Genomic DNA, 13260 nt, shown 5'->3' on the forward strand with positions numbered 1-13260 from the left:
CGCTCGGCCGGCTGCCGGTCCGGCCGTGCGTCAAAAGGCGACGAATGAACGGTAAGGTGAGCGCGTCGCGACTGGCGCGCTGAGGTGGAGAACCACCGGGGAGCGAAGACCGTCGGCACCGTGCGCCTGGGTGCCTTCGACCCACTGCAACCGCAGGAGAGACACCATGACTCAACCCTTCGACGCCGCCGCCGCGTCCGCCGCGTACCGCAACGCGCTCGAGGTGATCGCCGCGGTCGAGCCGACCATCGCCGGCGCGATCAGGTCCGAGCTGGCCGACCAGCGCTCCTCGCTGAAGCTGATCGCGAGCGAGAACTACGCCTCCCCCGCCACCTTGCTGACGATGGGCAACTGGCTGTCCGACAAGTACGCCGAGGGCACCATCGGCCACCGCTTCTACGCCGGCTGCCAGAACATCGACACCGTCGAGCAGGCCGCGGCCGACCACGCGAAGGCGCTGTTCGACGCCCCGCACGCCTACGTCCAGCCGCACTCCGGCATCGACGCGAACCTGGTCGCCTTCTGGGCGATCCTGGCCCAGCGGATCGAGTCGCCGGCGCTGGCCGAGGCCGGCGCCAAGCACGTCAACGACCTGACCGAGGAGGACTGGACCAAGCTCCGCAAGGCGCTCGGCGACCAGAGGATGCTCGGCATGTCGCTGGACGCCGGTGGTCACCTGACGCACGGTTTCCGGCCGAACATCTCCGGCAAGATGTTCAACCAGCACTCCTACGGCACCGACCCGGAGACCGGGCTGCTGGACTACGACGAGGTCGCGCGGAAGGCCCGCGAGTTCAAGCCGCTGATCCTGATCGCGGGCTACTCGGCGTACCCGCGGAAGATCAACTTCGCCACGATGCGCGAGATCGCCGACGAGGTCGGCGCGACCCTGATGGTCGACATGGCGCACTTCGCCGGCCTGGTCGCGGGCAAGGTCTTCACCGGTGACTTCGACCCGGTGCCGCACGCGCACGTCACGACGACCACCACGCACAAGTCGCTCCGCGGGCCGCGCGGCGGCCTGGTGCTGTGCCAGCCGGAGTACGCCGACTCCGTCGACCGCGGCTGCCCGATGGTGCTCGGCGGCCCGCTCAGCCAGACGATGGCGGCGAAGGCGGTCGCGCTGGCCGAGGCCCGGCAGCCGTCGTTCCAGGAGTACGCGCAAGCGGTCGCCAACAATGCGGTCACGCTCGCCGACGGCCTGATGAAGCGCGGCGTCAAGCTGGTCACCGACGGCACCGAGAACCACCTCGTCCTGCTCGACGTCTCGTCGTACGGGATCACCGGCCGGCAGGCCGAGTCGGCGCTGCTGGACGCGGGCATCGTGACCAACCGGAACGCCGTACCGCGGGACCCGAACGGCGCCTGGTACACCTCCGGCGTCCGGATCGGTACGCCGGCGCTGACCACCCGCGGCTTCGGGGCCGACGAGTTCGACCGGGTCGCCGAGCTGATCGTCGACGTGCTGTCCTCGACCACGCCGACCACGACCTCGGCCGGCGCGCCGTCGAAGGCGAAGTACGTCCTGGCCGACGGCGTCGCCGACAAGACCAAGGCAGCCTCCGCCGAGCTGCTCGACAAGCACCCGCTCTACCCGGGCCTCGAGCTGAGCTGACGCCCGACCGCCGCGCCGGCCGAGTCACCACGGCTCAGCCGGCCGGCGGTCGCCGCTGCCGGGCGGCGGGGAACCGGACGAGCAGGTCCTCGACGCGTTCGAGGCGGCCCTGTTGCCGGTGGGTCTCCCAGTCCTCGACCGCAAGCACGCCGTCGATCAGGTCGAGCGCCTCGGCGAGCTCCTCGTCCCGGAACGGATTGGACATGCCGAGGCGGTCCCCCATCGCCTCCTCCGCGCCGAACAGGTGCGCGGCACCGACGGGGTCGCCGTCGCGGAGCAGGATGTTCATCACCGTGTTGGCGAACGCCATCGTCAGGCTCGGGTTGCCGAGCGCAACCACCGTGCCGACCAGGCCGCCCGCCAGCGAGGTCGCCTCATCCAGGCGATCCGTCGTCGCCAGCAGGTAGGCCAGGTTCTGCCCCTGTACGGCGGCCTCGTGGACGTCACCGAGGCCGTCGAGGATCGCCCGCGACTCCCGCATCAACGCCTCGGCGCGATCGAGCCGGCCCAGTCGCTCCTCCATTCCGCCGAGGTTCCCGAGCACCCGGGCGAGGCTGCCCTTGTCGTCGAGTCCACGGTGCAGATCGAGGGCCTCCGCCAACGTGTCGCGGGCCGCCTCGACGTCTCCGGCGGCGCCTTGTGCGGTCCCCAGGAGGCTGAGCGCGAGCGCCTCCTCGGATCGATCCCCGACCGTCCGTGCCATCGCGAGTCCACGGCCGGCTACCTCGTGGGCGCTGTCGATCTCGCCTTGCAGCAGGAGGAGGTTTCCGAGCGCTCGCAGGCACGCGGCGAGGTGTCGCGACGGTGTTCCGGCGGCCCGCTCGACGACGCGTTCGGACCACCGGCGGCCTTCGGCGACGTACCCGGTTACCACCCAGATCCAGCTGAGGGCCGCGCACAGCCGGACCCCGATGGCGGCATCCCCGGCGTGATCATCATCGGCCGGCACCGCCCAGGCCAGGGCCGCGCGGAAGTTGTCGATCTCCGTCCTGGCCACCTCGTGACTGGTCCAGGTGGTCGACTCGCGCACCGCTTGCAGGTGCTCCGCAACCTCGAGGAAGTAGTGGGCGTGCGCCCGGCGAGTGGCCTCCACCTCGCCGGCGGTCCGCAACTCGTCGTCGGCGTACTGGGCGATCGTCCGCAGCAGCGACACTCTCGGCTCGCCGTCCGGGCCGTCGGCGACCTTCACCAGGCTGGCGTCGTCGAGCTCCGAGATCACCTCGAGCGGGTCGACCTGCTCCGAGGAGCCGACGGCGACGGCCGCGACCGCGTCGAGGTCGGCGCCGCCGGAGAAGACCGCAAGCCGACGGAAGACGCCACGCTGCGCCGGACTCAGCAGACGGTAGGACCAGGCGATGGTCTCGCGGAGGGTCCGCTGCCGCTCTGGTGTCACCGTGCTCCGCGACTCGACGTCGAGACCCGGCCCGATCCGGCCGAGCAGCGCCCTGGCGGTCAGCACCTTGATTCGGGTCGCACACAGCTCGATGGCGAGCGGCAGTCCGTCGAGCCGTCGGCAGATGGCGACCACGTCGTCGACGTTGTCGTCGGTCAGGGCGAAGTCCGGACGCACGGCCCGGGCCCGCTCGACGAAGAGCTGCACGGCCGGGGACTGACCGGCCGCCGCGACGCTCGAGTCGGCCGGCAGCGCGAGCGGACCGAGCGGGTACTGGCGTTCGGCGACGAGCCCGATCGGCCGCCGCGACGTCGCGATGACACCGACCCCGGGCGCCGCTTCGAGAATCGGGCCGACGACCCGCTCCGCGCCGTCGACCTGCTCCAGGTTGTCGAGGACCAGCAGCAGCGAACGGCGTGCCAGCTGGGCGAGCACCCGCTCGGGCTTGCGCTCTCTCGGCGCGAGGTCGAGCACCTCCGCGATCGACGTCCACATCACCGACTCGGTGGTCACGGCCGCGAGCGGAACGAAGTACACCCCGTTCCCGAACCCGGCGGAGAGGCGCCCGGCCGCCGCAACGGCCAGCCGGGTCTTGCCCGCACCACCAGGTCCGGTCAGCGTCACCAGGCGGACGTCCGGTGCACGGAAGATCTCACTCAACCGCGCCTGGTCCTCGTCCCGGCCGATCAGCGGGGTCGCGGACGCCGGCAGGCTGGTCGCCGTACCGACGGTCCGCAGCGGCGGGAAGTCCTCGCGGAGCCCGGCGACCGCCAGCTGGTAGAGCTGCTCCGCCTCGGGGATGTCCTTCAGGTGGTGTACGCCGAGGTCCCGCAACGTGACACCGTCCGGGAACGCGCCGCGGACGAGGCCGGCGGTCACCGCCGAGATCACCACCTGACCGCCGTGCGCGGCCGCGGCGATCCGGGCGGCCAGGTGGACGTCCATGCCCCAGTAGTCACCGTCCAGGACGCCGGGCGTGCCCGTGTGAACGCCCATCCGCACGCGCAGCGGTTCGCCCTCGGGCCAGTCGTGGTCGTCGAGGCGCCGCTGCCCCGTGACCGCGGCCTGGATCGCCTCGGCGGCCGAGCGGAAGACGACGAAGAAGCTGTCGCCCTCGGTCGACATCTCCGTACCGCCCGTGGCCGCCCACACGCTCCGCAGGATGCGGCGGTGATCGTCCAGCACCTCGACGTACCGGCTCCCCAACCTGGTGAGCAGCGCGGTCGACCCCTCGATGTCGGAGAACAGCATCGAGACCGTTCCCGTCGGCACCCCGCCCATGCTCCACCCCCGTCCCCCGAGCAGTATCGCTCAGCGGCTCGCCGGGGCCCACGAACCAGGACTCCGGTGACCGTGCCGACGTCAATGTGAGCCATCTCTCGGTCGTGCGCCCAGGGCTCTTCAGAACGGGCCGGGCCGCTCGACTTGGTCGCATGGTGAGATCAGGTCTCACGATGCAGGATAGGGAGTTGATTTGTCACGGTTCGGCGCTGAGGCTTATCACCATGCTCGCTGCCCGCTCCACTCATCTCGTAGGTCGGATTCACGTCGACCTCGGGCGGATGCGCAGCGCCATCTGTTGTCCTTCGATGTTCTGACAGCCACCCTGCCGGGCCAATGACGGCCCCCTGATCACCCCCGATCACCGCTGGGTGCGCACCGCGGAACGCATCGAACCGACGACGCTTCGATCCCGCAGCCCGCGGACGCACCTGTCACGAGGACAAGGACACCCCTCCGGATGACTGGCGTCACGTCTGCTCCCCGCAAACCCGCCCGCCCGCGCAAGGGCAAGGGCGAAGGTCAGTGGGCGCTCGGGTACCGCGAGCCGCTGAACAAGAACGAGGAGAACAAGAAGAACGACGACGGCCTCAACGTCCGGGCCCGGATCGAGAACGTCTACGCGCACCGCGGCTTCGACTCGATCGACCCCGCCGACCTGCGCGGCCGCTTCCGCTGGTGGGGGCTGTACACCCAGCGCAAGCCCGGGATCGACGGCGGCAAGACCGCGACCCTGGAGCCGGAGGAGCTGGACGACCGCTACTTCATGCTCCGGGTCCGGATCGAGGGCGGCCAGCTCAGCACCGAGCAGCTTCGGGTGATCGCCGAGGTCTCCAGCACGTACGCGCGCGACACCGCCGACATCACCGACCGGCAGAACATCCAGCTGCACTGGATCCGGGTCGAGGACGTGCCGGCCATCTGGCAGAAGCTCGAGGCCGTCGGGCTCTACACCACCGAGGCCTGCGGCGACGTGCCGCGGGTCGTCATCGCCAGCCCGGTCGCCGGCATCGCGGCGGACGAGATCATCGATCCGACACCGGCGATCGACGACATCGTCGAGAAGTACATCGGCTCGACCGAGTTCTCCAACCTGCCGCGGAAGTTCAAGACCGCGCTCACCGGTCACCCGTCGCACGACGTCGTACCCGAGGTCAACGACATCGCGTTCGTCGGCGTCGTACACCCCGAGCACGGGCCCGGATTCGACCTGTGGGTCGGCGGTGGGCTGTCCACCAACCCGATGCTCGCGCAGCGGCTCGGCACCTGGATCCCGCTCGAGGAGGTGCACGAGGCGTGGTGGGGCGTCACCAGCATCTTCCGCGACTACGGCTACCGCCGCCTGCGGAACCGGGCCCGGCTGAAGTTCCTGGTCGCGGACTGGGGCGTGGAGAAGTTCCGGGAGGTGCTCGAGGAGAAGTACCTCAAGCGCAAGCTGATCGACGGACCGGCGCCCGAGGTGCCCGCCGTCCAGGGCGACCACGTGGGCGTCTACCAGCAGAAGGACGGCCGGTACTACGTGGGCGTGGCGCCCGTGGTCGGCCGGGTGTCCGGCAGTTCGCTGGCGAAGGTGGCCGACGTCGTCGCCGCGCACGGATCGGACCGGATCCGCACCACCGCCCAGCAGAAGCTGATCGTGCTGGACGTCGAGGAGTCGCAGGTCGAATCGCTCGTCCAGCAGCTCGACGAGCTCGGCTACCAGGCCCGGCCGTCGGCCTGGCGGCGGAACACCATGGCCTGCACCGGCATCGAGTTCTGCAAGCTGGCGATCGTCGAGACCAAGGCCCGCGCGGCCGAGCTGATCAGTGAGCTGGAGCAGCGGATCCCTGAGCTCGACGTGCCGATCACGGTGAACGTCAACGGCTGCCCGAACTCCTGCGCCCGGATCCAGGTGGCCGACATCGGCCTCAAGGGTCAGCTGGTCCGCGACGAGAACGGCGACCAGGTGCCCGGGTACCAGGTCCACCTCGGCGGCGGCCTCGGGCTGGACGCCGGCTTCGGCCGCAAGCTGCGCGGCCACAAGGTTACCTCGGCCGGCCTGGCCGACTACGTCGAACGCGTCACCCAGAACTACCTGAAGGAGCGCAACGAGGGCGAGCGCTTCGCCCAGTGGGTCGTCCGAGCTGACGAGGAGGCTTTGCAGTGAGCGAGCGAGCGGCACCTCTCTACTGCCCGTACTGCGGGGACGAGGACCTTCGTCCCTCCGAGGAAGGCCATGGCGCGTGGGAGTGCCGGCCGTGCGCACGGGTGTTCCAGCTGAAGATGATCGGACTGCGGGTGACGGTGGAATGAGTACTGACCTGAAGACGCTCGCCGAGGAGGCGAACGAACGGTTGGCCGACGCGTCGCCGGTCGAGGTGCTCGCGTGGGCGCGGGAGACGTTCGGTGACGACCTCGTGGTGACCGCCTCGATGGCCGACGGCGCGCTCCCCCACCTCGCGGCGCAGGCGGCTCCCGGCGTCGACGTACTGTTCCTCGACACCGGCTACCACTTCGCCGAGACCATCGGCACCCGGGACGCGGTCGCGGCGACTCTGCCGATCCACCTGATCAACGCGACCCCGAGGCAGACGGTCGAGGAGCAGGACGCCGAGTACGGCGAGAAGCTCTACGCCCGCGAGCCCGACAAGTGCTGCGCGCTCCGCAAGGTCGAGCCGCTCAACCGGTACCTGTCCGGCTACAAGGCCTGGGTCACCGGCATCCGCCGCGAGGAGGCGCCGACCCGGGCGAACACCCCGGTCGTCGAGTACGACGCCAAGCGCGACATGGTGAAGCTCAACCCGATCGCCCCCTGGACCCAGGAGGACCTGGACGGGTACATCGCCGACAACGGCGTACTGGTCAATCTCCTGCAGTACGACGGCTATCCGTCGATCGGCTGCGAGCCGTGCACCCAGCGCGTCGCCCCCGGTGAGGACCCGCGGAGCGGCCGCTGGGCCGGCCAGGGCAAGGTCGAATGCGGGCTGCACACATGACCGCCGCGCTGGAAACCTTCCCCGCCCCGCCGCCCCAGTCGATCGACGCCCCGGAGGCCATCCTGAGCACCGCGACCGTCACCGAACTGGACGCGCTCGAGAGCGAGTCCATCCACGTGTTCCGGGAGGTGGCGGCCGAGTTCGAGCGGCCGGTGATCCTGTTCTCCGGCGGCAAGGACTCGATCGTCATGCTGCACCTGGCCCGGAAGGCGTTCGCGCCCGCCGGTGTCCCGTTCTCGCTGCTGCACGTCGACACCGGGCACAACTTCCCGGAGGTGCTCGCCTACCGCGACCAGACGGTCGCGACGCTCGGGCTGCGGCTCGAGGTCGCCAGCGTGGAGGAGTACATCGCCGACGGCCGGGTGCGCGAGCGCTCGGACGGGACGCGGAACCCGCTGCAGACGATCCCGCTGCTGGACGCGATCAACGGCCATCGGTTCGACGCCGTCTTCGGCGGCGGCCGGCGGGACGAGGAGCGGGCCCGGGCGAAGGAGCGGATCTTCAGCCTCCGCGACGAGTTCGGCCAGTGGGACCCGCGCAACCAGCGGCCCGAGCTGTGGTCGCTGTACAACGGCAAGCACCGGCCGGGTGAGCACGTCCGGGTCTTCCCGCTGTCCAACTGGACCGAACTGGACGTCTGGCACTACATCGAGCGCGAGCAGATTCCGCTGCCGAGCATCTACTACGCGCACGAGCGGGACGTGTTCGAGCGCGACGGCATGTTGCTGGCTGTCGGCCCGTACTCGCAGCCCCGCGACGGCGAGACCGTCGGCACGCGGATCGTGCGCTACCGGACCGTCGGCGACATGTCCTGCACCGGCGCCGTCGCGTCGACCGCGTCCTCGGCCGCCGAGGTGGTCGTCGAGGTCGCGGCCAGCGAGCTGACCGAGCGCGGCGCCACTCGTGCCGACGACCGGGTCAGCGAGGCCGCCATGGAAGACCGCAAGCGAGAGGGGTACTTCTGATGAGCACACTCCTCAGGCTGGCCACGGCCGGATCGGTCGACGACGGCAAGTCCACGCTGGTCGGCCGGCTGCTGCACGACTGCAAGGCGATCCTCGCCGACCAGATCGCCCACGTGCAGACCGTCTCCGAGGCCCGCGGCGGTGATTTCGACTTCGCGCTCCTGACTGACGGTCTGCGGGCCGAGCGCGAGCAGGGCATCACGATCGACGTCGCCTACCGGTACTTCGCGACCGAGAAGCGCTCGTTCATCCTCGCCGACTGCCCCGGACACGTGCAGTACACCCGCAACACCGTGACCGGCGCGTCCACCGCGGATGTGGTGATCATCCTGGTCGACGCACGCCACGGCGTCCTCGAGCAGACCCGCCGGCACCTGGCCGTCGCCGGGCTGCTCCGGGTCCCGCACGTCGTCCTCGCGGTCAACAAGATCGATCTCGTCGGGTACGACGAAGCCGTCTTCACCGGGATCGCAAAGGACGTCAACGACCTCGCCGACCAGCTCGGGATCGCCGACGTGCACGCCATCCCGGTGTCCGCGCTGATCGGGGACAACGTGGTCGAGCGCTCCGCGGAGACGGCATGGTACGACGGCCCGACCCTGCTGGAGTACCTGGAGAACGCGACCGGGCGGACCGACACCTCGCAGCAGCCCCTGCGTTTCCCGGTCCAGTACGTGATCCGGCCGCAGACCGACGACGAGTACCGCGACTACCGCGGCTACACCGGGACCGTTGCCTCCGGCACCGTCTCGGTCGGCGACTCGGTGGTGGTGCTGCCGGCCGGCCGGCGTACGTCGGTCGCCGGGATCGACAAGGCGGTCGTCACCGCCACGTCCACCGCGGTCGCCGAGCGGCCGTCCGCGGTGGCCGGCGAGGCCGTCACCGTCCGGCTGGCCGACGACATCGACGTCGCCCGCGGCTCGGTGATCGTCGCGGCCGAGGCCTCGCCCGGCACCCGCCGGGAGCTGGCCGCCACCGTGTGCTGGCTGTCAGACCGCCCGCTGACCGTGGGCGCCCGGGTGCTGATCAAGCACACCACCACCACCGCCCAGGCCATTGTCACCAAGATCAACGGTGCGCTGGATCTGGACACGCTCGGAGTCATCGACGCCGCCGGGCTCGACCTGAACGACATCGGCAAGGTGCAGTTGAAGGTCGCCGCACCGCTGGCCGCCGATCCGTACTCCAGCAACGCCATCACCGGATCGTTCCTGCTGATCGACGCCCACGACGGGTGGACGCTCGCGGCCGGCATGATCGACGACGAAGAAGGGGAACTGCTGTGACTGCTCCAGCGCTCGTGATCCTCGCCCACGGCAGCCGCGACCCGCGGTCGGCCGCCACCGTCCACGGTCTCGTCAAGTGCCTGCGTGACCTGCGTGGCGACCTGCGGATCGAAGCCTCCTTCCTCGACCACTGCCCGCCGACGCCGTACCAGGTGATCGGCAAGCTCGCCGCCGAGGGTGTGGAGGAGGTCGTCGTCCTGCCGTTGCTGCTGTCGTCGGCGTACCACGCGCGGATCGACGTACCGGCCGTCGTCGACGAGGCCCGGACCCGGTTCCCGGACCTGCGGATCATCGCCTCGGACGTTCTCGGGTACGACGAGACGCTGCTCGACGTCCTCGACCGGCGGATGCGCGCCGAGCTGAAGGACGGCCGCGTGCGGGAGCTGGACGCGCTCGTGCTGGCGTGCGCCGGTTCGAGCGACTCGCAGGCGAACGCGAGCGTCACCCGGCTCGCGCGGCTGTGGGGTCAGCGGCACAAGCTCCCGGTGACCGCGGCCTTCACGTGCGCCGCGTCGCCGTCACCGGCCGAGGCCGTCCTGCAGTGGCGGCTGGAGGGACGGCGTCACGTCGCCGTCGGCTCGCTGTTCCTCGCGCCGGGCGTACTGCCGGACCGCGCGGAGTCGACCGCCCGTCGCGCCGGCGCGGTCGCCGTCTCGCGCCCGCTCGGAGTGAGCGCCGAGGTGGCCCGCCTCGTGCTCCTGCGGTACGGCGTCGCCGGCCTCGACCTGCTCACCCTGGCCCCGGCCCCGCGCCCGACCGTCCTCCGGCCGGAGCTCGTCCGCACGGCCTAGTAGCGCAACGGGTCGACGAAGGAGACGTCCGTGTAGGGCGTCTCCTTCGTCGTGATCTGGGCCAGGAGTTCACCGACTCCCGCGCTGTGCTTGAACCCGTGGCCGCTGTCGCCACCGGCGATCACCAGTCGCTCGTCCCGGCGGCCGACCAGGAACTGTCCGTCCGGCGAGTCGGTCACCATGCACGGAATCACCTTCACCGGCTCCGGATCAAGGCCCAGGAAGTGCCCGGCGATCGCCGCCGACAAGGCCGCGATGTCCTTCCGCGGATGGATGTACCGGTCGAGCTCGTCCGGATCGACGTCGCGGTCGTCCTCGGCACCGTCCATGCCGACCTTCACCCCGAAGCCCTCGTCGGCACCGTGCCCCCACAGGCCGCGGCCGTCCTCGAACGCCCAGATGAACGACGGGAAGTTCTCCAGCCGGAACGCGTCGGACGCCGGATCCTTCGGCTGGAACCAGAACAGCGGCGTACGGCGCGGCGACAACGGCAGACCCGGGACGAGCTTGCCCAACCACGCACCCGCGCAGACGACGACCTGTTCCGCGCGAACCTCGATCGTCGGGGTCCGAACCGTCACCCCACCCGGCTGCAGGTCGATCGCGGTCACCATGGTGTGCGCGAAGACAGTGGCCCCCAGTCGCTGCGCCTCGGCGACCTGCGCCCGTACCGTCGGCTCGGCGTAGCAGATGCCCGCGCCCGGATCCCACACCGCGACCTCGTCGTCGGCCAGGCGGTACTGCGGGAATCGTCGGCCGAGCTCGTCGTGGCTAAGGTCTGTGGTCGCGGCACCGGCTTCCGCCGCGGCCTTGCGGGCACCGGTGACCGGACGGCTGTCCCGCCGACCGACGTTCAGTGAACCCGTCTGCCGGACGAACACCTCGCCGGTCCGCTCCCCCAGCTCGGTCCACAGCCTGAGCGACTCCAGGGCGATCCGTGTCAGCCCAGGGTGCTCCATGCACGCCACCCGGAACAGCCGAGTGCTCCCGTGCGACGAGCCGAACGGGTGCCCGATCGCCTGCCGCTCGATGCCGACCACCGGCACCCCGCGCTGCGCCAACCGCCACAGGGCGGCCGACCCGAACGCACCCAGGCCGACCACGACGACCTCCGTCTGCAGAGTCTCCATCTCTCCACCCTGACGGACGGCGCGGTTCAGCTCACCTTCTGGACCAGTTGGATCGGGTTGCCGTCGGGGTCGGCGATCCAGGCGATCCGGAGATCGCCGAGCCAGTCGTGCGGCTCGGAGAGCCCCTCCGAGCCGACCGCCGTCAGCCGCGCGTACTCCCCGTCGGTGTCCTCGCACCACAGCACCAGCTCGGCCGCGCGACCGCTCAGATCCGGCGACAGGCCGTGGTCCTTGCGGGCCGACGCGACGTCGGCGATGCCCAGATTGAACCCGTCCAGCACGAGCTCGACATGGATCGGTGGACCCTCCGGCGGGTGCTGGAACCGCTGCTCGAAGCCCAGCCCGAGGTAGAAGTCCCGCAGGCGGGCGAGGTCGTCGGAGTAGAACGTGATCTGCGGCGCGCTGAACATGCGGACCATTCTGCACCCATCCCTGGAGATATCGTGATATCTTGCTAGCCATGGCGAAGGACGGGACCAAGAACATCCTGCTCCGACTGGATCCGGAGCTGGCGGAGCGACTGCAGACGGTGGCCTCGGTCGAGGGGCGATCGGTGTCTGACGTCGCGCGGGAGGCGATCGCGGCGCTCGTGGACCAACGCCGGCAGGACCGCCGTTTCACCCGCCTGCTCGACGAGAACCTGACGCGCCACGAGGAGTCGCTGCGACGCCTCCGCGGAGACGACTGATGCGCTTCCTCGACCAGTACGACGTACTCGCGGTGGCGGCCCGGGTCCTACGGTGCGACTCGGCGGACGCCGTACGCCGGACGGACCTGGACGCGGTCGACCGCGTGCTGGCCGACGTACGCCGGGCCGGCGGGCTGGCCGACGCGGCAGCGGTCCTGCTGTCGGGGCTGATCCGGGCGCGTGCCTTCGAAGGGGCGAACCGGGTGGTGACGGTCGCGGTCGTGCTGCAGTTCGTCGCGGTCAACCAGGCGGATCTGCGGCTCGAGCCGGTCGAGGACTGGGACGACCTACTGGACCGGCTCCGGGCCGACCAAGTCACGACGGCGGAGGTCGCCGAGTTCGTCGGGGCCCGGTTGATGCCGGAGCGGGTCACCGCCGAGGACCTCGAGGATCATCTGCGGGCCGAGCTGGGCCTGGAGGAGGCGATCGCCGCGCTCGGCGGCGGAGAGTTGTGGAGGGGTGGCGGCATGTTCGACAGGTTCACTGACCGGGCGCGGCAGGTGGTCGTGCGGGCGCAGGAGCAGGCCCGCGGTCTGCAGCACAACTTCATCGGGACCGAGCACCTGCTGCTCGGCCTGCTCGAGGAAGGCCACGGCCGGGCCGCCAAGGTGCTCGCCGAGCTGGGCGTCACCGAGATCCGGGCGCGCGAGCTCGTGGTGGAGATCATCGGCCGCGGCGCCCAGCCGCCCACGAGCACGACGGTCCCGTTCACGCCGCGCGCGAAGAGTGTGCTCGACCACGCCTACCGCGAGGCGCGCGAGCTCGGCGACCACTCGCTCGACACCGAGCACCTGCTGCTCGGCCTGCTGCGGGACGGCGAAGGTGTGGCCGCGCAGGTGCTGACCAAGCTCGGCGCGGACAGCGACGAGGTCCGGGCGCGGGTGGTCGGCCGGCGCGGACGCAGGTAGCGGGCGGAGTCGGCCGTCGCCGGCTACCTGGCCGACGAGACCGGGTCCACCTGGCCCACCTTCGGCCGGCGCCACCACCTGCTCCACGAACTGAACGCCGTACTCGACGAGAACGAACGCCTCCACGAGCAGGTGGCGAAGCTCCGCGCGCTGCTGCGCAGCCACGACATCGACCCGGACTCCTGACAGCTCGGGCTGGTGAGGACGCGGGCCGCTGGTGCTCGGGCT

The 13260-nt window shown here is 70.7% G+C and carries 11 protein-coding genes and 1 riboswitch; of the genes, 8 read left to right on the forward strand and 3 right to left on the reverse strand.

Annotated features, from left to right (window positions below):
- The first annotated feature begins 57 nt into the window (after positions 1-57).
- A riboswitch (ZMP/ZTP riboswitch) is annotated at positions 58-139 on the forward strand.
- Positions 140-166: 27 nt separating this feature from the next.
- Positions 167-1615, forward strand: coding sequence for a glycine hydroxymethyltransferase (locus ACQPYZ_RS18815; protein WP_433157391.1), 1449 nt, complete (start codon positions 167-169; stop codon positions 1613-1615).
- Positions 1616-1649: 34 nt separating this feature from the next.
- Here ACQPYZ_RS18815 and ACQPYZ_RS18820 read toward each other — a convergent pair whose 3' ends face one another.
- The gene (locus tag ACQPYZ_RS18820) at positions 1650-4280 is read right to left on the reverse strand and encodes an ATP-binding protein (RefSeq protein ID WP_433157394.1); all 2631 of its coding nucleotides are present in this window, start codon (positions 4278-4280) and stop codon (positions 1650-1652) included.
- A 469-nt stretch (positions 4281-4749) separates the two neighbouring features.
- Between ACQPYZ_RS18820 and ACQPYZ_RS18825 the strand changes: the two genes are divergently transcribed.
- The 5 genes from ACQPYZ_RS18825 to ACQPYZ_RS18845 all read left to right on the forward strand — a co-directional run bounded on the left by ACQPYZ_RS18825 (position 4750) and on the right by ACQPYZ_RS18845 (position 10306).
- Positions 4750-6435 (forward strand): nitrite/sulfite reductase, encoded by a 1686-nt coding sequence (locus ACQPYZ_RS18825; RefSeq protein ID WP_433157396.1) that lies wholly within the window; start codon positions 4750-4752, stop codon positions 6433-6435.
- A gap of 142 nt (positions 6436-6577) precedes the next feature.
- A complete protein-coding gene (locus tag ACQPYZ_RS18830) occupies positions 6578-7264 on the forward strand; it encodes a phosphoadenylyl-sulfate reductase (protein WP_433157399.1) in 687 nt (228 codons plus the stop codon).
- Positions 7261-8229 (forward strand): sulfate adenylyltransferase subunit CysD, encoded by a 969-nt coding sequence (cysD, locus tag ACQPYZ_RS18835; RefSeq protein ID WP_433157401.1) that lies wholly within the window; start codon positions 7261-7263, stop codon positions 8227-8229. Before ACQPYZ_RS18830 ends, cysD begins: the two co-directional genes overlap by 4 nt.
- On the forward strand, positions 8229-9515 hold the full coding sequence (locus ACQPYZ_RS18840; RefSeq protein ID WP_433157404.1) for a sulfate adenylyltransferase subunit 1: 1287 nt from the start codon (positions 8229-8231) through the stop codon (positions 9513-9515). Before cysD ends, ACQPYZ_RS18840 begins: the two co-directional genes overlap by 1 nt.
- Positions 9512-10306: a sirohydrochlorin chelatase gene (locus ACQPYZ_RS18845; RefSeq protein WP_433157406.1), complete on the forward strand. Its 795-nt coding sequence runs from the start codon at positions 9512-9514 to the stop codon at positions 10304-10306. The genes ACQPYZ_RS18840 and ACQPYZ_RS18845 overlap by 4 nt, the downstream gene beginning before the upstream one ends.
- Here the strand turns inward: ACQPYZ_RS18845 and solA are convergent.
- Positions 10303-11436: an N-methyl-L-tryptophan oxidase gene (gene solA, locus ACQPYZ_RS18850; RefSeq protein ID WP_433157409.1), complete on the reverse strand. Its 1134-nt coding sequence runs from the start codon at positions 11434-11436 to the stop codon at positions 10303-10305. The genes ACQPYZ_RS18845 and solA overlap by 4 nt on opposite strands.
- 26 nt (positions 11437-11462) lie before the next feature.
- A complete protein-coding gene (locus tag ACQPYZ_RS18855) occupies positions 11463-11846 on the reverse strand; it encodes a VOC family protein (RefSeq protein ID WP_433157411.1) in 384 nt (127 codons plus the stop codon).
- 50 nt (positions 11847-11896) lie between these two features.
- Between ACQPYZ_RS18855 and ACQPYZ_RS18860 the strand changes: the two genes are divergently transcribed.
- Both ACQPYZ_RS18860 and ACQPYZ_RS18865 read left to right on the forward strand, forming a co-directional pair.
- Positions 11897-12124 (forward strand): CopG family ribbon-helix-helix protein, encoded by a 228-nt coding sequence (locus ACQPYZ_RS18860; RefSeq protein WP_433157413.1) that lies wholly within the window; start codon positions 11897-11899, stop codon positions 12122-12124.
- Positions 12124-13032, forward strand: a complete 909-nt coding sequence (locus tag ACQPYZ_RS18865) for a Clp protease N-terminal domain-containing protein (protein ID WP_433157415.1) — start codon at positions 12124-12126, stop codon at positions 13030-13032. Before ACQPYZ_RS18860 ends, ACQPYZ_RS18865 begins: the two co-directional genes overlap by 1 nt.
- Positions 13033-13260 lie beyond the last annotated feature (228 nt).

The sequence above is a fragment of the Kribbella sp. CA-247076 genome, assembly GCF_050942445.1.
In the GTDB taxonomy this organism is placed as follows: Bacteria; Actinomycetota; Actinomycetes; order Propionibacteriales; family Kribbellaceae; genus Kribbella.